Here is a 19,214-nt window from a genome sequence, read left to right on the forward strand (position 1 = left end):
AAGACCAGAAAAACAGTTAAAATTGTGCCTTATGGATTGATCAGTGCAAAAAAATATCATTCTTATCCTTGCATCCTCCGTGAAACTTCCGCACTTTCATAATTTTGCAATTTGCTCCCATGCTAAATTTTATTGCATGTGAATGCTAGATTTTCTCAGATCATAGTTTGTTAGTTATTTGACTTGTTATCAAAACTCGTCCACAGAATCCTAAGGTTAGCTCTCAGATTTTTCTGACCCAATGCCTAGGAGGGCCATGAGTTGGTTCAAGTCTCCACCGCTTTGTACAACTTCTCCTAGAACTTCTTCCAGGCTCATATTTCCCCAGGTCACGGCACGTTTGATGAGGTAGGGTGCTGGGCTATGGGGTTCAAGTCGTAAAAGATGTTCAGCCAAGCGACTTAGAGTATCGTATATTTCTTGACGAGCTTCGGCAGTTGATTCAGCCGTTATCGCTTTTGCAACAGTAGTTGGAGCTTGAGGGGGCTTCTGTTCAATATTTGATGCGTCTTCTACTTCTGATAATTCTTCTAAGGAAATGGTATTAGCAGCAGCCTCGGTTGATTCTGTCGTTTCTACTGGCTCGAGTTCTGCATTTTTCTCCGTGAGAAACTGGGTCGCAGACTTTTGAATTGCCATGAGAGTCTTGCGAATTTGGAATAGAGAAATTTCTTGGGGGGCGCATTTTTCCGTTAGAAATGCCTCCAATTCAGAAATTATTTTAAGATTCTCAGAGACATCGCTCAGCAGGCTTTTGTAAAATCCTGGGACTGTTTTTGATATGCTATCGCTTAGAGCAGATAATATGGGCTTTCCCTCTGCTTCTAAGGTAGCCTTAAAGCTAGAATCTTCTGATTTCTGTATTTGCTGTTCGTACAGATTCGCTTGTGTCCACTCGTAAAAACAAAAGCCAGGGTGATGTCCTTCCTTTGGGGCCGAGATATAAACGGCACTATTGATGCACAAAGGCAATTTTTCATTTAACCACTCGAAGGGAGCAACTCTTAACTCTGCATCATTATTGGCTAATTTTGGATGAGCATCGTCCCAAAAATTTTGCGCAAGGGTATAGAGTAGTGAAATGCCTCTTTTCAGCCCTTTGAGTCCTTCCAAAACGAGCCAAGCTTCTGTAAGCCAAGCCGCTATCTGGAAATCCTTAGACTGTTTTTCAAGTGCTTCGCGGCATAATTCTTCAACCAGTTTAAAGTCAGCTTTTTTTGTGGGGGCTTCCCAAATGCCTTGTGGAAGTTCTTCGGCATCGGCACGTCTTGCTTCACGAATCCGATCATATGTACCCTCATATCTCAGAGAATCACCAGAAGGATTATGGCTTGCAATAGGATTCAAAAAAGAATCAACGTCCGTTTGAGTGGTATCAGAAGGTGATGTAGGCATTTTTTACCGCCTATGTCTTCTATCGGGTCTTTGGGCTTGTCTGTGATCTGACCTTTGGGCTTGTCTGCGATCTGACCTTTGTCCAGGGCCAAGCACGGGGGCTGCTGGCGGGAAGAATGGGACTTGAAGTCTTTCTCCTCCTTCCTTTTTAGAAGCATGAGGCGTAATTCGTACAAAGACTCTAGTATCCAGTACGGATGGCCGGTTCGGTTCAAAAGTTGAGATGGTGGGAATCACAAACATAAGCGTTTGAGGATCCCGGTCTCTATAGTTTTGAAGTTCTGATGCAGGTGCTTCTTGGGCCATGAGCAATCTTAAGAATGCCCAGTCACCATCATAATTGAAAACAGCTTCAGAGCCTTCAATAGATAGATGAGGTTGTTTTTGATCCGCTACCGGTGAGGAAGGACCTCTACTTGGCCACTTCAAAGAAAGAGACAAAGCAGAACCGAAACGCCAAGTTCCAGTTTTATCCTTTGATCTATTATCGATGACATCAGTCCCTACATTTAGTACCCAGTCTAAAATTTGACTTGCTCCAACTTCTCGTTGTCTATTTATCCGAAATTCTACATCAAACTTATATGCAGGCATGCTTCCAGGTTTATTGTCCTCTAAGAAAGGAGAGAAGAACTTGTTGACCGCCTCCATGGCTCGGAGGAATTGAATGGCTCGACTAGCTTCGGCACCCAAATGCTGATTTTTTTCAAGATATGAGAGGGCTTTTTTACCGAGTGCGTCATACATTCTAAAGAACTGTCGGATGTTTTCTGGCTCTGCATTGCCAGAACTCTTGTACGCTTGGGTTCCGACAAAGGGGAATCGACCAGCCAGGTTATCATTAAAAAATCCTTCTAAGGACTGGTAGGCCTTGGTTGATGAAGCTCCTGTTAGTTCCTTACACTTTCTCAAGATATTTATTTGAAGTTGGTTTTTTTGCTGGAGGAAAAAGTCACCAAGGGTATCCTCTTGCACGGCTTCATTGAGGCTTTGGAGGCAATTGTCTTCTGTCAGAGAATTCATCTCGTATAGAATGAAATTTTCTAAAACAAGAATGGAGTTTCCAGGTTTTTTCCTCTTGTAGTCGTTTACTTGCTGGATGATTTGTTCCCAGCGTGTAAGGAGAGGCAAATCTATAGGAGCAAGCTTAAATTCACCAGAATCAAGGAAGCTAACAAGTTCTCCCGCGTAGCTGGTTGCCAAGAAACTGGCTCGCTCTCGTTGGACTTCTAGATAACTTTTTAAGCCAGCTTTATCTCTTACGTCATAGGCTTGATAAGACATATTGGACTGCCCATCCCACCAACTAAAGTCCCCCAATTCGGGTGTATACAGTGCCTCAGAGTCCAGGAATTGGTCAATGGTATCCAAAAGAGAATACATTTGTACGGTGACCAGATCTCTGACCTTAATATAAGTAAGAGGAATGTCTTGCTTGCGTAAGAGACCGAGTAACTCAGTAAAGGTAGATAGAACTTTTTTCGCATTGAAGGTTTGGGTGCGCATGGAATCTTCGAGGGCACTCCCTGAAAATGAAGCTGGTGCATCAATAAAAGATTGGGAATTTGCAATTATATTTTCCACACTCTTTCTGGTTTCTTGAAGTCCCAGAAGTCGGAGAACTTCTTGTAGATCAGAAGGGTATGTAGGAAGTTGATCAATTGTAAAACTTTCGAATGTTGTAACCGTTTGAACGGCCTTTTTTAGAAGCTTGTCATTCCAAAATAAGAGTTTTCCAGGGGGAATTTCTATTTGCATTTTGGATTCTGTCAGAACAGGCTTCATAAAGGCCTCTTTCATGAACTGACTTAGGTCGCTTTGCAACTGCACAAGTCCTTTTGACGGAGAAGCAACGAGATCACCCTTTTGGACCTGAAAAATATTCCCAGTAGTATCTGTAGAATAATTTGCTAATATTGACTTTAGTCTATCAAAACCTTTCTGAGCTTGGCTTGACAACTGATTGGCAAGATTATTCCCCAGCAGCTTTGATGAGGCGACATTTAGCATCATAACATCATAAGGATCACCTGGATCAAATGCTCTCTTTCCAATCCAGTTGAGTGAGGAGTCACTCATGAGCGCTACTGAAATATTAATCTGTTGCATGATGTTCTTTAGATCATCACTCGTTACAGCATCACCACCTTGTACACTTAGTTCCGCAACGAGTCTGACCAGTTGCTTATAACTGGCATTTTCTCCAAATATAGTTTTAAGGAACTCGAAATAAAGGAGTCGCATCCTGTTTTGCGCAGAGAGGCCATATTGTGAGAAGTCTATGTCTTTCTTTTTTGCTTTATCCAAGGCCTTTTCATAAAGGGTTGAGTTCTGATAAAAATTTTTCGGAAGTTTATAAGCAAAAGCGAATTTTATAAGAGAGGCCAGGTCATCCATCGTAGCTCCCTTTCCGATACTCTCATACTTTTTGACATTTGTTTCAAGCTGAGTGATGGATTCGACATATCCTTGAAGAATTAAGTACTCCGGAGTATTTAGGGGCGCGTCATAGGTAACAAACTTAACACCTGCACCTGTATAGGGGAGAGGCTCTTTCGTAATCTGTTCGGCTTTGCGATTCAATTCAAGGAACAAAGATCTGAGAATAATGTCATCAAAAGCAATCGTAATGGAATCCCTTATATCTTGTGACAAAGAGCTAAACCATGAAGCCGGGATGAAGATAGACGCAAAACTCGTTTGCTGTAAATTTGTCATGAAGGACAATAGAGTCTTTGTTTGTTGCGCAAAGAACTGCGTGCTGAAGAGAGCCGATTTTTGTTTAAGGCTTGCCTGAGACATAATGTCGAGTGAGAAAACTATTTGCCTTAGAATGGGCTCAACTTGGTTTTTACTAGACGAAATGAAATTGTATGCGTTCCACATTCCCAAACCGCAGACAACTGTAAGAGCGAGCATAGTCGTGCGAATTACATTTATGGATCGACTTGACGCAATAAGCCGTTTCACTCCGGGTCGTGCTAATGAATATTCAGGAAAGATCTTATTTTGAATGAGATCTTTTACATAGGTGATAATCCTAGGACCGACGAGATCATAGGATGCAATAGTTTGCGATGGGGCATTCAGTGCAGCAGTTTTTGGCGGAGCAGTTGCTTCGGTCTGCGTGCCGGTATCAGCTGTTTGATTTTTAGATTCAGATGAAGCTTCGGCTAAGGCCGTTGGATCTGATGGTGTTGAAGTCGAATCATCACGATCAGAGATATCCCCGCAAAAGTATATTCCTCTAAAGAAGAAGGCATCATGATATCCAACCTTTCTAAAAAGCGTATCAAAATAAATTTCTAGGGCTGGCCGGAGTGTTTTAACTTCATCTGGGAAAAGAGTAAGGCCATCTCTCAAGTCTGATTCAATATTTTCGGAAAAAACTTCCAGTTGGTCAGTTGCAAGAGAGTCATCCAAATAGCTGTAAATATCATCCATCCACCTCGGAGAATAAGCATGATCAAGTGGATAGGTAGAAGACCAACCAAACATTTCGTTTCTAAGTTCTTCGGGCAAGGATTTTGTAAATGATTTGAATCCATACAATTTATCGCATTTTGTAATAACGACATAGACGGGGACATTGAGACTGAGGCGCTTTTCAATCATGGCAAGTTTTTCATAGACATATTGCGCGCGTTCAATGAGGGTCTCACGAGAGGCTCGAGTAGATCCAACGAGTTCATCACATGGAATCGTGAGAATGACACCGTCGAGAGGGCGTCGAACTCTAAAGTGCGACAGAAGCGTCAAAAAGCGTTTCCAAAGTTTTGTGTTGGAATCTACTGACTTCTCTTTTATGAGGATATTTCCCTCTAAATCAATGACTGTGCCGTGCTGGAAGAACCACCAATTGCATCCAGGGTTTTCATTGGTAGGGGCAAGAATTGGCTCTCCTAAGGGCTGGGCCATTCTGGTGTTTTCGATAAATGTAGATTTACCCGAATTTTCGCTTCCCAAGAGGACAAACCATGGCACCTTGTACCGGGCGTTGGATCCTCCAATATACTCATTCATAAGCTGTACGGCCTTCAAGAAGGTTCTGGCCATGGGACCTATTGGGGCGTAGCCAAAGAAGGCTAGGAATTCTGCCCAGCGATCTTTCTTGCGTTGCAATACTGATTTCTTTGAGTCATCTTTTTGAGCTTCAGCTGGAGTCTCTGGTTTTTTTAGAGGGATAACCTTTGCTTTTTTCCGAAGCCGTCTTTTGCGGACAAGTTTAAGGCCGGCCCGAAAGAAAATAATCGTTGCTGCCAAAAGCCCTAAGGACATTAAAATGACAAAAAGCGTTGCCGATGACAAAAAGGGTGCAAAGTTTACAAGATAGTCTTGAAGGGATTGAACAAAATTGAACATTTGGATTACACCTTCCCAGCCGCAGATATTATTTTATCTGCGATTGCAAATAGCCCACTAATTGCGACTCTCCAAATAACGTAAGAGGCAACAGTAAGTACCATTACGAGCATACCCAAAAGAATCATCCAGAATCGAGGATTGGGCAGTTTTTTAGGGATGCTTTCATCCAAAGTATGAGAATAGGCCTCAGGAAAAAGACGTCGCTTTCCTGCAAAGAGTTGAGGCCTTCTGCGTGTAATGAAGAGGAACAGCCTTTGCTTATAATCATCCAAGGTCTTTTTAGCATCGAGGCCGCGATATTTCCCCTGGAATCCTAGGGCGAGTGAAAAATAATAAACGGTTGCAATGTCTACATTTGCAGGATCTCGTAAATCAAGAAATTCATCGAGTTTGTCAAAAAACTGATCTCCCGCTACGTGGGAGCTAAAAAGTTTAGATTCTACTAAGTAGTCGTCCCAAGAGTCCTTGCCGCTCCAGTTGGTATTGAGAAAAACTTCGTCTGCTAGAGCAGCCATCACATACTGCGCTTCTTCATAATATGCTGATGCAAAATCTCCGCCTTGTCGAGAAGTCATGAGAGCTTGATTTTCTAAGTAGCTAACGAGGCGTTGAGAGATGGCGAGAATAAGAGCTTTCTCGTCCTCTTCTCCTTCATATTTTTTCCTTATTGCAAGAGGAAGGGTATTATTAATGGCCCAGCTCTTCATCTTTACGACTTCAGCGTAAAATTGCTTAAAATCTTCTAAAATAAATGACTTTACTTCCTCACTCGTAAACATATTCAAAATCTTTTTGTATTCCTAGGGTGGAAACCACTTTAGCTCTTTTTCTGAACATACAACACAATCTCAGAAGGACGATTTTCCTCTGTATCTGAAAGATTAAAAACAAATAATTTTTCATCTGGATTGATGAAGGCGCTGTCCTTCTTTACTTTAACCAGAACGACTCCTTTGGGAGCTACAAGTTGCATCTCTTCATCTGCTTCAATAAGACTTCTTTCTGTTCCAAGGATGCGCTTGTCTCTAACAGATTTTACGTAAGTCTCTGAAGCAATAACAGCCTCATTCAGCCAATCCACTACATCTTTTGTCACCATGTCTAGAGATTGACGAATGCCAATGATGAAGTAGTCTTCACTTACCCAGTCAGGCTGCAACTGTAAGTTGAACTGATCCTTTTCAAGGGCGAAAGGAATGACAGTGTAATTCTCTTGAATAAGAGCAATCATGCGATCGATGAAAGTGATCACCTGGTTGAATGTGAAGTGGAGGTCATTGTGATTATAGGCGGCAAAGATAGGAGGCACTTGCCCCTTTCTAAGGGTGCCCAATTCACCTGCCAGTTGACACAAAGCTACGTAGAGAACGTAAGGATGTGTTTTATTGGTAAGGAGTAGTGCTTCTAAGGGGGGCACCGCACGTGTAATCGTTGTCAGAATAGAATTAAACTCTTGGATGACAGCTGCTTCTTCCACAATCTGAAGTGAAGAGACTTTTTCCGAAAGGAAAGCCGCTTTTTCGCGCAGTTGTTTCAGAATGGGCGATATGATTTGCCCAAGAGTAGACTCTTGTTCTAGGTAGAGGCGTGGTGCAATAAATGGCGTCAGAGTAAAGGCATCATCCTTGTATTGTGCTTGTACCAGTGGGATAGAAACATACCTTGGAGGCAGTGCTTCATTGGAGGGAACAAGAGACAAAATTGGTTTTAACTCTGGTATAGAAACAGCTCCTTCCCCCGTCTCGTCATTTATGGAGGGCTTTCCTTCAACGGAATGATAGCGTGGAAAATCGCCTGAAACATTTGCTTCATTGGGACGATAAGCAGGCACAGCTAAATATATGGTGAGAGGTTTTTCAACCATTTGGTCAGAGATAGCCTTAAGGTCTAACTCGAGAGCAGTTTCAGAAGTTCCTGTTGAAGAAATTACGAGGCCGTCTGGTAGAATAGCATCAATTTCAAGTATACGGAATTTTCCGCTTACAAGAAGCGCTTCATCGTACTTAAATCCTGTGACGCCCCAATAAAAGGGAGACATATAATTGAGATAATAGCTACTCTCTAACCTCCAACACCGTGTCAGATGCTGAAAATGTTGAGGCGTTAATAGAGCTCCCTCGGCCCATTGAACTGGGTTGATAGTTGCCCCCCCCATACGCTCTCCTCACTTTTTATTTATATACACCTAAATGCTACACGAAAGCACTGCCACTGAGAAGGGGCTAACGACATGTTTCCTAAAGAAACTTTATGGATTTTCACAGGCAAAAGCCTCCCAAAACAGGAAATCTAAAAAAAAACCTTAAAAATCAATAAGTTATATTTATAAAGGTTGCGTGGGTTTTTTCTAAGGTTTTACGCGGGAATTCTGTTAGCCCTACGTAATTTTCATTTTTTATCAACGAATGGTATTTTCAGAAAATGAGTATCAAGAACATGTTGATTCATAGTACATGCTATTCTTAAATATAGAAATTAAGTCTGATTTGTTCTTGTATTGAGTTTTTGTTTTAATATTATTTACGTAATATTCAATCGTTCTTGTTGAAAGTCCTAAATGATTTGCAATTTCTTTTGTCGATAAGCCATTGGAGATACTTTCTAAGCATTCAGTTTCTCTGCGTGTTAAGGAAGTGAAGCCTTTTTTGCCGGTTACAATAATTTTTTTTGTATTTGTTAAGGCTTCGAATTGTTTTAATTTTTCCGCATTAACATTGGAAAAATAGGCGGAATTACTTGTATCTAAATGGATCATTTTATTCACATTATTGGGTTCTAAAATATCCTTTGCCTTGTCTTGGAAATAGACCGCAAACATCTTTAGATACTTACTTTGATTTAGGTAGAGATCTAAAATTTCCGTTTTATTTCGCGTGGTTCCAAAAGCATATCCTTCAATGAAATGTTTGTGCCGCTTATATATACTGAACGTATTCCATATATCATGATCAAATAAGGCATTGCAGTGAGCTCCTTTAGGATCTCCCATGGCGATAATGGTTTTAGATTCATTTAACTTAAGATTGTCTCTCAAATGTTGGAACATGTCGTGTTCGTTATAAAATCTTTTTTCATAGAACACACGTTCCCAGGCATCATTAGTTGCAAGGCGCAGCATATGCCCATCGTTTGTAATTTTGATATGCGCAAAAGCCGTGAGGCCAAACGTTTCAAAAAGAGGGCGACAAAGTTCAGTTAATACGGGAACTTGCGCAAGATTGTAGTCAAATGCAGGTTTATTATCGAAGCTCACTCCCATATCCCCCGGAATAACAAGCTTAAAAGATTTTTGTTACATTTGGGAAAACATCATATGTTACTGAAATTAAAATGCAAGTATCTAAGTTAGAAATGGTTTTTTAATCGTCAGAACCGTTTTGAGAAGGATGGAGTGCAACTTCTTCCAGTGAAAAGTTGTCTCTAGCCAACGTTATGAGAACACTTTTTTCTTTTCCCAGTCGAATGCGGTGATCCCCGGGCGTTCCATAGTTAGCAAAGAAAATAGCTCCCATGGGAAGAGGCTTCATATGAATAAGAGTGCGTGGAACAAGTTGTCCAGGAATAATTTCCCACTCTTGGGCGTGGAGTTCTCCTGGATAATCTCTCATCAGTTGTTCTTTTTGTTTGAAATACTTCGATGCGGAAAGAGCCAAAATATGTCCAATTAAATCCTTATTGTAGATAATGACTAAGTCCATAGCCACCGCAGAATTTTGATTGGCGTTGGTGTCTACCTTAATGTTAACTACCTTAAGAAAAACTTCCGGCTTAGGTTTCGGGGCCCCTCCGCAAGCAACCAGTAGCCCTAAGCACAAGCTTAAGGCAGAGAGTCGAAGGAAGAGCGTCTTTTTGGGTAAGCTTTGAAATAGATTCATATTGTCTTAATTAGGATCATCAAGTTGTTCTGGGTTTAAGATAACAATTGGAATATTTTGTGTTCCCATTTTCTTAGAAACTTCTTGAGCAGCTTTTTTTGCTTCGTGGGAGGCGCTATAGGTCCCCAGAGTCACATAAAACAGGATTCTTCCGGTTTGATCTTTTCCGCGCCGGATCACAGGACTGTGTCCTTTGTTTCGGTACTCCCTTGCCAGTTTATGGGCGTATTCCTCTTGTTTAAAGGCCCCGAGCTGTAATGCATAGTGAGCCTTCTCAGGCGTTTTAGCCACAGGTGCTTTATGGGGAGTGTCCTTGTGGGATTCTGGAATATTTACAGGTTTGTGCACCGTTTCTGGAAGTTTAATATGGTATTTAGTCCTAGGAGCTTCCTGCTTTTCATGGATCGTAATGCGTTCTTTAATGTTAACATTTGGGCCGTACTCCTGGATAAGCTCTGATGCATTCCCTGGTTTTGACCAAAACCATTCGCCGGTTTGTTCAACGGATGTCCTAAAAGCAGCGTGGTAGGCAACAAGGCTTAGGGCAGTAAGAAATCCTCCTACAAAGAATAAAACGCCCAAAAGGCACAAGCTGAAAGCAAACCCTAGGAGGGGGCGCTGGCCGAGAGAAAGGACATATTGTTGCTCATCGATCTCTTCTTCAAATTCTTCCTGGGCGAATTCTGTTTTCAATCGCGGGTCTGAAGATTTTTGGGTCTTTTTATCATTTGTGAGGAACTGAGGAACAGGATCCACTTTTTCTCGCCAATGGGGCGATTCTTTCTGAGAAGAAGCTTTCGGTGCTTCTTTTTTCGGGGCATGCTGCTCACCAGCAGTAGACCCAGCGGGAGGAGGCGTTGGTTTATCTTGATCCATAAATTCGCATACTTATCTTTCTTATCTTTGATTTACAGTATCATATACATGGTTGGCTCACAATATCCATTTCTAGGTTCCTGGCCGTTATACGTATCGTTATCAAATATTGTTCTATGAGTTTTTCTAATCTTACCTATAGTATTTCCACATTAAAAGCGATCGGGATTTCGATCATGATGACGCCAGCATAGTCGCAAATAAGCATACATCCTTGTACGAGGGCCGGAAGGCCTCCCAAAAGAACATTGATGGCGCCAGGAATCCAGGGAGAGGTCGTAATAGGTGTACAGGGCATGGGGATCAGGACGCCAAAGGCAGCAGCTGTAGCAGAGGCCACTTCGGGATTGGCCATGCTGATACACATGGAATAGGGTTCCACTTCGGCAAAGGGAATGCAGTTACCGATATTGGCGGCTGGCAAAAAATCTGCAATGGTCAGGGAAATGGGCATAACCACGAGAGCCATAGGTGTGACGCCCATGATACACTGACAAATGGACCCTTCTACAACAAGTGGTGGCATTTTATTCTCACTCTATTCTCCCTATGGCGACGTTTTATCCGGTTTTCCCTTTTGGGTGAACTTTTCTGGAGGACCAGTCAGCTTGCCATCTTTAAAGTACGAAATTTGTTGAGGCAGCCCATTTTCAAAATAGTGAACTTTTTTGCCTTCCAGCTTGTTATCAATATAATTTGAAACTTCCATAAGGGCCCCATTTGGATAGAATACCTTCGTCTCTCCATTGAGCATATTGTTCTTGTAGTGGGCCGTGCGGATAACATGTCCAAGTTTATCAAAAAAGTTAAAGCCTCCGTTTAGCTTTCCATCTTCGTATAAAGCCTCAGAACGGACTTTTCCACCAACATCAAAATAGGTGGTGATGCCGTTTTGTTTGCCATCTTTGAAGATGTTTTTTACAAGTATTTCACCATTTTTATAGAATTCACAGGGGCCGTTCAGTTTTCCCGCTACATACTGGAGCTTCTGAGCAATAAGTCCACTTTTGTCATAGTTAACGACTTCACCCTCGAGGATGCCATCCTTGTATGTAAGGGTCTGGACCAAAGCGCCCTCTCGATAGACTTCAGCAACACCATTGGGTTTACCATTTTTAATGGGGAGCTGTTGAATAACATGTCCGTGACGATCCTTTAATTCTCGAATCCCGTCAGGCAAAGGCTTTTTGCTGTAATTTGGCCTTTTTCTTTTCGGTTTTTCAGGAGAGGCCTCGTCGGACTTCGTTGGGGCATCTGTTTTCTCATTGTGGTCTGCCTTTTGCTCGTCAGCCTCTTTATTGTCTTGGGAAGAGGGTGTCTCAGAGGCATCCTTTTGTGCTGATTCCTCAGGCGAGTCTGATTCCTCAGGTTTCGTAGAAGTTTCGGGGGAGTCTGTCTTTTTGGAAGTCTCTGTTTCTTCTTCAGGTTTTGCAGAGGCGCCCTCTGATTGTGGGGGGTGTTCCTCAGTCTTTGCAGAGGTGGCGTCTGGATCTGTGAGAGTTTTCTGTTCTGTGTGTTCTGATTTTACTTCAGTGGGCTGTTCAGTCTTTTCGACAAGCGGTGGGTTATTGGCTTCTGACATTTTCGTTAACCACTAGTTTTGGTCCATCATAGGTTTCTGGCCGTGATTTTACTTGGAGGATATCCAATTTGGTCAGGTGCCACAGAAAAGCATCCTCAACACGCAAGGAATACCCTTCATAGTTGAGAGAGTAACAGAAAAACCTGTATTTAGGGAAGAGTGATTCCAATAGGCGGAGAACACGTGGCCCGGCCCAAGTTCCAATATGTCCCATGACTTCTCTTGAGAGACTCTTACCGTCTTCTTCGTTATATCCTCCTCGGTACTGAGAAGGGTGCAAAAGCAAGTTCGTCGATGGCAATAGAGGGGCGAGTTTCTCTAGGGAAGATAATGCAAACGCCACGGGGGGCATGGACATTCTAAATAATGAAGCCTTTACCAGGTTTTGAATCCCTTCTGCCAATTTTTCCACCGGAAGAGCCGTTGTTTTCCCGTTTTCAGAGAATCCTGGAAGTCCTTCTGGGTCTATGAGACAAATGATGCCAGAGGCCTTGGAAAGCAATTTTCCATAGCGCTTTCTTTTGGTTTTATCCAAAAATTCCTTTTCAGAAAGTTTCAGGAAAGACACGGAGAGCGGCTTTTGGTCGGGATTCGATGTGGCTATTTCATAAAGCGATGGGTGCTCGGGGCATGGTCCTGCTTCAGTTTCTTTTATTTGAATGCCTAGATCTAGTCCAAGGCCTTCCTGGAGTCTAAAAATGAGAGACTCTTCAAAGGCTTTTTTAGTATCGCCAATGATAACGAAGGTGCGTGATGGGGTTTGTTGAATATTTTTTGGAATGTGGGAATGGCACTGAGGACAGGCCCATTGTTCTGTGTTCTGGGAACAGACAGAGCAAATCACATTCGACCGGGGAAAGAATAAACGGAGGAATCTGTCTAAATAATTCTTAATACCCGTTCCGGAACAGGGAGTTTGCAGTTTCCCTAACTTGGGCGGATTGGCACAATTATAGAAGTTTCCTAAGACTGAATCAGGAATCGGGGGACAAGGTTTAGAAACACATCGGAAAGGGGCAGAGCCTAATAAAAATTTTGAGAGGCAAAAAGGACAGCGGACCCGATGGAGGAGGCGGTCCATTTTTGGGCCAACTTTAGCGTAGCATTCAGTAAGGCGGCAACGTAGGTCTTTATACATATTTCAAATGGATCTTTTCATAGTCTTTAGGTTTTTTAAACAGGAATCCAATGTGGTACTCGTCCGTTAGCCAGTCCGGATAAGGGATTTGTATCGTCAAACTTCGTTCCTTTTCAAGAGATAAATTCTCTAACGCATCGATTTGCAAGGACTCTGAGTCTTTTGCAACAGGCGGATGCCCAAAAGAGGCGACCAGTTCCATGGCCGGCAGTTTTAAGTCTTGGGAGGCTCTAAGAGTGACTTGAATGGACTCTCTCAGAGGATCTCCAGATTTGTTCTTTCTTTTCAGAGGGAAAAGCCTATTGCGAGATAATTTGGGGCGCGTAATCGTATACTTTACCAAGGGGACTGCCGTTGCGTTGTGCAGGGTAAGGGGTTTCCCGTAAGGGACATACTTTCCACACACGCGTTTCGTGGGCCAGATACTGACAAAGGCCCGTTTTTTGACATATCCAAAGGGAACGAAGGCGCCTTTGAGAGCATTGTATTGAGAGCGTTTTAACTGAACCCATTCCACATCACTAGCGGTTCCTTGTTCAAACTGTGAGGTTTTTTTTGGAAAGCATTCATGGTGGGCGGCGACAAGGCATCCATCAGGGGGAGAGTCTCCCCAGTGCCAACGTATTTTGAGATAGGCCCCTTCCCAAAGGAGGCTATTGGGTGCCAGAAAAAAGGGCGATTCTAATTTCAGTTGGTTTTGAAACACTTTTTGAATCTTTGGCGCAAACCCATCTCTTTGGGCCTGGATTCCAAAAGCGTCTTCATTCCAGCTTGCCGGAATATCCTTTAAGTTTCCTTTTACAAGAGTTCCGTATTGCTGAGAAAGCTCTCTCGTTTGATGGAGTTGGGGCAGGATTTCCTGAAAGGCGGGGTGCTTTTCAAGGATGTCTTTGTCCCATAAGGCTATGATGGCCTGAAAGTCTATGGGAGTGCCAGCTAGAGCCGTGGTCATTTTTTCCAATAAATCCAAATGATGGCGGGCTTGCTTTGCTATTTGGCGTGGGGTTTTGCCTCGTTTTCCTTTTTCATCGGCCAACTTTGAAGTGGAGAACGCAGGATTAGAGGCCCATATTTGAAGGACTTTCTTATCATTGTAGGGTTCATAACGGACACACTTTTCAAACTCTTCAAAAATATCATGGTGGGCTTTGGCTTGGGCAACCCGATCGTGAGCTAGCTTTGATGACAGAGATTGAGGAGAGTCGTTTGATAGGCTGGCTGTCCGGCGATGATCATTCCAGAGACGGAGGATTTGTCGATCGTCTTGATCCAAAGAGGCGCGTTCAAATCGCTTCTTGATCAAGAAGGGGTCGTTGCGAGCACCTGGAGGCGGGGGGAAAATATCGATGCCAAGTTTTTCTTCCCGTAGGCACCAGGGGCAAGTCTCGGTGTGGTGGGCGTAAAAATGACCGGCATTTTTATCACAAAGTTTAAGTTGTGTGAGGGATTGTTCTAATAATTTTCCCCACATTTTCGCACTTGGTCGTTGGGAAGGATCTTTGTGTCCCGTGTCAAAGGCGAGGCGAAAGGCTTCTTGGAGGGGCTTGCTGACAGTTGTAAGGGGAATACTCAAAGGTCCTTCAGAAAGGGGGCTTTTGGGGGTATGGGGCCAATGTCCCTCTTGGATAAGTTGATCTACGGGTGGTGGAGCGCTTTTCCCACGCCAGACCCCACTAAAAGGGTGGGATCCAAACAACAAAAAGTGAATTAAAACAGCGAGTCCAAATCGATCATGGAGCTCAGATCTTTGGCATTTGGAGAGATCTTTGCCAATGAGTTCAGGGGGCGTGAATCCTTCTGATCCAACCGGGCATAAAAAGACATCATTACCATGGGGGAATTGAAAAGAGTCTGTATCAATTGCTGAAACAAGTGATTGATTTGTAACGAGAAAATTCTCAGGCTTTAGATCGCCTACCACATAAGATTTTTCGTGGAGGGCATTTAGGATCCATGCCAAATTTAGGGCCGCCGTATGGAGATAATACCAGTTAAAGCCAGCCGCTACTTTTCGGCGACGTTTGGGATTATAAATATTATTAAGGGTGTGGGCCTTGCGGATACGGGGCATCAGAAATCCGACGACTTCGCCATGGGCTGTTAGCAACAGGTCTTGTGGCCAGACGATGGATTTATGGCCCCGCTTTTCGGTCGGATCCAGGGGAGGATTCTGGAGCATCTCCTTAAGTTTTTGCGCTTTTTCAATGGAGGGGGTGTGATATATTTTGGCAAGAAGTGAGGGATCTTCCGTTCGCCAGATGGTGCCTTCTCCGCTGGAGGCTATTTCCCGTAGAAGCGAGAATGGAATGCCCGTCGATCTGTATAATTTTTCGGTTCTATTTTTTCGAGCCAGATTTTCCAACGAGAGTCTTTCTATACCTTGCTAGAGTGGTTGACACTCTGCCTTTGCTTTGCGGGCGAGGAGCGATTGTTTTGAGTTATTTGGCCGCCAATCAAAAGAGTACGGTCATCGGAAGAACGACTTTTTAGACGGGGGGTTCTTAAAAAACGACTCATATCCTTTTCCAATTGATAAGGAGAAATATTGGACCTTACATGTTCTTCTAAAGGTTTAAAGAATCCAGATGAGGCTGTCCAGTCCTCAGAGGAACTGTTTTGCAGATCTATCTGTGGCGCGTGTAGGGCAACGGACTCTAATCCATCCGTTGAGAGGGCCACAAAGTCCCATGGTTCGGGAAGGCAAATAGTATTCATATTTTCCAGAGCGTTTTCCTCAGTGATAAAGCACGTCTCGTTAATATGGACACCTTTGTGAGGCGGAAACAATATCGAGTATTTCGCTGAATTTTGTCGACCAACAATAAATCCATCTCCTATTTGGAACGCGTGGAGAGAGAATGGGGTGGCCATGACGCCAAGTAAAGTGGTTGCAAAATCTTGCAAGGGTCTCTTGGTTTTCGAGGCGTAAGCGTGGATAGCGCTTTGGACATTCGCCAGACCAGCAGAGAAACAGGCGGTAGTTTCCGTTGGATTTAGCTTAACTTGGGAGACTTTTTTCAGATGAGCAAGAAAGGTACGGACGGCTATCTGAGCACCTATATGTGAGTGTGAGGCGGATCCTGCGCCATCTGCGACGACTCCTATGAGGACTTTGCCGTCATTTGAGGTCATGATTTGCCCATAGTCTTGGCAAGGCCTGTTCAATTTCTTGTTATGATGGCCGCGGCAAGAGGCGATACCGGCTTTCCAATACATGATCTGCGGTTAGGCTGCAGATTGGGCCCAGCCACTGACGGGCGGCAGGGCGAGCATGCCCGAACCGACGCGGCTGGTGGAAACCCGTTGGACCGAAGCAGACAACCATTGGAAGAGTTGTTTGAATTGGAGGTCTTGGAGGGCCAAAGGGGGGCGATGGGCCGGGGCCATTTGGGTCAATATGTCCAGATCGGCTCCCTCAACGGCCACAATAAAGAAATTGAGGCCCTGATCTTCTTCGGCTTGGCAGAGCTTTCGGGAAGCCGTCTGCCAGCGCTCTCCATCGGTGGGAGCGCCATCGGTGATGAGAATAACCCAGGGACGATAATAGGGGATTCCTTGGGCTTTATAGACTGTTTTACGGGCCTCCAGCGTTTCAAGCCCCAGATCCAGAGCATGGCCGATGGGCGTATGACCTTGGGCTGTTAATTTGGGGGCGGTAAAGTCATCCATGGTTTTAAAGCCCTGTAAGAGGGTGGCGTCAGTGCCACCAAAGGTAATAATGGCTGTTTCCACCCGTAAAGAGGCCAAGGGATCCCGTTCCACCTCGTACTTAAACGTGGCCAAGCCAGCATTTAAAGCCTCCATAGGGGCCCCTTCCATGGATTCAGAAGTATCCAGGATCAACACCACGGGACAGCGATTCTCGGGATTTTCAACAAATTCAACATGATCCAGACTCATTCGACGTTCCTCATACTTTATTGGCCTCACAGTTTACCGGTCCAATATCTCGTAAGCAATCACATTGAGCGCTCATGCTACGCTATTTAGCACTATTTATGTGGGAAAATATCAGTTTTTTCCATATCACCCAATTAAACTTTATAGGGCATCTTATCACGATGTACACTAAGATTTATGGGACCAAAGCTATCTGTTATCAGATGCTTTTGGTGTCTGGGTGATGAAAACGCCCTTACGGGATGTAAAAGCACACCCCGGCTCTTTTAAGAAATGATCGCAAAATGATAGCAAGTTTTGCTTATGGCAAATTATCATAGTAGGTTAATTCATCCTCAAGATCTTCCTTTTCTCGTTGGTTAGCGATGAGGGCATACTGGTCTAGAAAAGCCTTTCTTACATTTGCAGCCTGAGTGGTCATTGATATAGCTGCGGCAAATCTTCTCCTCGCCATGTTTTGGTTGTGTAAGCCGTAGAGGTGATTAGCAGCCTGTGGAAGAGACGGGTTTTGGTTATGTGCTAGCCCTACCATTACATTTTGCATATGAGTGAAAGCTTTGTCACTTTCGTTTCCACCAGCTAGACCTCTAATATGCCCCTTAGCATTTGTCGCCCGCCCATGAGCTAGCTCTTGTTGATGGAGTTGATCTGTCTTCATTCCCGCATGGCGAAATATTGGAGTGGGTCCAGCTTTAACCACTTTCTGCGATTGGTCTCGACGCTTCTGTCCATGGGGTTTATGTGTTTTAGGAGATTTAAGGACATGAGCCACCGCTTCTGGTGAAAAATTAGGCCCAAGCACAACACCAGTCCCATAGACTTTAACATCTCTGGAGTTATCTAAGACTTGTCCACCGGACTTTTTAGAGAAGTGTTTAGCCAAATCATCCCGCTCTTCTTGCGTTCCATCTATTATATAAGCTTCAGTGTACTTGTCTTCCTCATCTGCAAGCAATTCCTCAGCTTTTGCCATAGAGGCAGGGTCTTTGTGGGTACCTGATCCACCAAAATCCTTAGTTGGATCAACGAACAGCACCGAATCTAATTTCTCAATAACAGTATCGCTATTTTTGGCCAACGCAAAATGAGCCGTTGTGGACAAGAGCCCAGCAACCAAAGCAATGGATAAAACAGATTTGCACCTCATGAATCTTCTCCCCTTAAAACAATTATTCTTTATTATACTACTACATTGTAACAGATAAATATTTATGACAGAAGATAAATATTAAGGAGTTAGTTTTTAGCTATGTGGGACTTGTTTTATCTGAGCTATACACGACATAAAGTTCACTTGCGACAGAATGGAAGCAAACCAATATGGTCGTTAGTATGCCAATATGGTTATTGAACTATGAGTTCCATGGTTATTGAACTTTGAGTTCCTATACTGTCCCTACACTAAGAAAAATAGCCCTGAAAATTATCAGTGAACCGCGTTAAGTTCATCAATCATTCCATTGTACTGATCTTGTGCCCACAGATCAGGGTCTTGAACTTTGAGATATTCGAGGGTATTTAGATGCTGTTGTCGTAGTGCGGCTACCCGTTGCTTCTGCTCAAGGGTTCCAGTTTGGTTGATTAATTGTGACGACCAAATCAAGTGGCGATTCATTAAATTTGCTTGATGTATTTTGTTATTAAGATGCTCATCAACTGCTAAATTATGGCCCGATGGATGGTTGCGATCTTTATTTGGTCCCCACTCATCTCGTAAGTATCGAGTGGCTTTAGAAAGGCTACCTTCTGCCGGATGGAGAGCTCCCGGACCTCCTTCTGATATGAAACCATTTATGCCCGCTGGTTGTGTAATTTGATGATTGAACCAGGCTTTTGTGCCTATGAGTGGTTCATGAATCTGCGCAAGTTGGTTGACTGGTTGTATGAGCTGGTACGCCATGGCAGCATTTTCTCTATCTACATTCCGCTGAACCAAGCCATCATAGTCTACTTTACGTGCCTTCTCAGCCACTTTCGTCGATTGGTCTCGACGCTTCTGTCCATGGGGTTTATGTGTTTTAGCAGACTTAAGGACATGAGCCACCGCTTCTGGTGAAATACCAGGTTTAAGAATGGCGCCAGC

15 protein-coding genes are annotated in these 19,214 nt (G+C 43.6%); all 15 read right to left on the minus strand.

What is annotated here, in order from left to right; translation table 11 throughout:
- Positions 1 to 216: 216 nt before the first annotated feature.
- Positions 217 to 1,395, minus strand: a complete 1,179-nt coding sequence (gene tssA / locus HOL16_05145) for a type VI secretion system protein TssA (protein ID MBT5390077.1) — start codon at positions 1,393 to 1,395, stop codon at positions 217 to 219.
- A 3-nt stretch (positions 1,396 to 1,398) separates the two neighbouring features.
- Positions 1,399 to 5,757 carry a hypothetical protein gene (locus HOL16_05150; GenBank protein MBT5390078.1) on the minus strand — a complete coding sequence of 1,453 codons (4,359 nt, stop codon included), beginning with the start codon at positions 5,755 to 5,757 and terminating at the stop codon, positions 1,399 to 1,401.
- 5 nt (positions 5,758 to 5,762) lie between these two features.
- Positions 5,763 to 6,539, minus strand: coding sequence for a DotU family type IV/VI secretion system protein (locus HOL16_05155; GenBank protein MBT5390079.1), 777 nt, complete (start codon positions 6,537 to 6,539; stop codon positions 5,763 to 5,765).
- Between the two features lie 38 nt (positions 6,540 to 6,577).
- Positions 6,578 to 7,915 (minus strand): type VI secretion system baseplate subunit TssK, encoded by a 1,338-nt coding sequence (locus HOL16_05160; protein ID MBT5390080.1) that lies wholly within the window; start codon positions 7,913 to 7,915, stop codon positions 6,578 to 6,580.
- Positions 7,916 to 8,188: 273 nt separating this feature from the next.
- On the minus strand, positions 8,189 to 9,013 hold the full coding sequence (locus tag HOL16_05165) for a helix-turn-helix transcriptional regulator (GenBank protein ID MBT5390081.1): 825 nt from the start codon (positions 9,011 to 9,013) through the stop codon (positions 8,189 to 8,191).
- Positions 9,014 to 9,119: 106 nt separating this feature from the next.
- Complete coding sequence (locus tag HOL16_05170) at positions 9,120 to 9,635, minus strand: hypothetical protein (protein ID MBT5390082.1); 516 nt, start codon at positions 9,633 to 9,635, stop codon at positions 9,120 to 9,122.
- Between the two features lie 6 nt (positions 9,636 to 9,641).
- On the minus strand, positions 9,642 to 10,511 hold the full coding sequence (locus HOL16_05175) for an SPOR domain-containing protein (protein ID MBT5390083.1): 870 nt from the start codon (positions 10,509 to 10,511) through the stop codon (positions 9,642 to 9,644).
- Between the two features lie 136 nt (positions 10,512 to 10,647).
- Positions 10,648 to 11,037, minus strand: coding sequence for a DUF4280 domain-containing protein (locus tag HOL16_05180; protein ID MBT5390084.1), 390 nt, complete (start codon positions 11,035 to 11,037; stop codon positions 10,648 to 10,650).
- Between the two features lie 21 nt (positions 11,038 to 11,058).
- Complete coding sequence (locus HOL16_05185) at positions 11,059 to 12,093, minus strand: hypothetical protein (GenBank protein ID MBT5390085.1); 1,035 nt, start codon at positions 12,091 to 12,093, stop codon at positions 11,059 to 11,061.
- Positions 12,077 to 12,937 carry a hypothetical protein gene (locus HOL16_05190; protein ID MBT5390086.1) on the minus strand — a complete coding sequence of 287 codons (861 nt, stop codon included), beginning with the start codon at positions 12,935 to 12,937 and terminating at the stop codon, positions 12,077 to 12,079. The genes HOL16_05185 and HOL16_05190 overlap by 17 nt, the downstream gene beginning before the upstream one ends.
- A 286-nt stretch (positions 12,938 to 13,223) precedes the next feature.
- Positions 13,224 to 15,593, minus strand: coding sequence for a hypothetical protein (locus HOL16_05195; protein MBT5390087.1), 2,370 nt, complete (start codon positions 15,591 to 15,593; stop codon positions 13,224 to 13,226).
- A gap of 11 nt (positions 15,594 to 15,604) precedes the next feature.
- Positions 15,605 to 16,447: a protein phosphatase 2C domain-containing protein gene (locus HOL16_05200; GenBank protein ID MBT5390088.1), complete on the minus strand. Its 843-nt coding sequence runs from the start codon at positions 16,445 to 16,447 to the stop codon at positions 15,605 to 15,607.
- 9 nt (positions 16,448 to 16,456) lie between these two features.
- Positions 16,457 to 17,131, minus strand: a complete 675-nt coding sequence (locus tag HOL16_05205; GenBank protein MBT5390089.1) for a VWA domain-containing protein — start codon at positions 17,129 to 17,131, stop codon at positions 16,457 to 16,459.
- Between the two features lie 301 nt (positions 17,132 to 17,432).
- Positions 17,433 to 18,278: a hypothetical protein gene (locus HOL16_05210; protein ID MBT5390090.1), complete on the minus strand. Its 846-nt coding sequence runs from the start codon at positions 18,276 to 18,278 to the stop codon at positions 17,433 to 17,435.
- A gap of 279 nt (positions 18,279 to 18,557) precedes the next feature.
- The coding region (locus HOL16_05215) for a hypothetical protein (GenBank protein ID MBT5390091.1) at positions 18,558 to 19,214 on the minus strand (657 nt) is incomplete at its 5' end.

This window comes from Alphaproteobacteria bacterium (assembly GCA_018662925.1).
Lineage (GTDB): Bacteria > Pseudomonadota > Alphaproteobacteria > 16-39-46 > JABJFC01 > JABJFC01.

What these genes read in the sequence shown, in the direction of transcription:
- tssA (MBT5390077.1), bottom strand. Translation starts at nt 1,395, where the DNA reads ATGCCTACATCACCTTCTGATACCACTCAAACGGACGTTGATTCTTTT.
- HOL16_05150 (MBT5390078.1), bottom strand. Translation starts at nt 5,757, where the DNA reads ATGTTCAATTTTGTTCAATCCCTTCAAGACTATCTTGTAAACTTTGCA.
- HOL16_05155 (MBT5390079.1), bottom strand. Translation starts at nt 6,539, where the DNA reads ATGTTTACGAGTGAGGAAGTAAAGTCATTTATTTTAGAAGATTTTAAG.
- HOL16_05160 (MBT5390080.1), bottom strand. Translation starts at nt 7,915, where the DNA reads ATGGGGGGGGCAACTATCAACCCAGTTCAATGGGCCGAGGGAGCTCTA.
- HOL16_05170 (MBT5390082.1), bottom strand. Translation starts at nt 9,635, where the DNA reads ATGAATCTATTTCAAAGCTTACCCAAAAAGACGCTCTTCCTTCGACTC.
- HOL16_05175 (MBT5390083.1), bottom strand. Translation starts at nt 10,511, where the DNA reads ATGGATCAAGATAAACCAACGCCTCCTCCCGCTGGGTCTACTGCTGGT.
- HOL16_05180 (MBT5390084.1), bottom strand. Translation starts at nt 11,037, where the DNA reads ATGCCACCACTTGTTGTAGAAGGGTCCATTTGTCAGTGTATCATGGGC.
- HOL16_05185 (MBT5390085.1), bottom strand. Translation starts at nt 12,093, where the DNA reads ATGTCAGAAGCCAATAACCCACCGCTTGTCGAAAAGACTGAACAGCCC.
- HOL16_05200 (MBT5390088.1), bottom strand. Translation starts at nt 16,447, where the DNA reads ATGTATTGGAAAGCCGGTATCGCCTCTTGCCGCGGCCATCATAACAAG.
- HOL16_05205 (MBT5390089.1), bottom strand. Translation starts at nt 17,131, where the DNA reads ATGAGTCTGGATCATGTTGAATTTGTTGAAAATCCCGAGAATCGCTGT.
- HOL16_05210 (MBT5390090.1), bottom strand. Translation starts at nt 18,278, where the DNA reads ATGAGGTGCAAATCTGTTTTATCCATTGCTTTGGTTGCTGGGCTCTTG.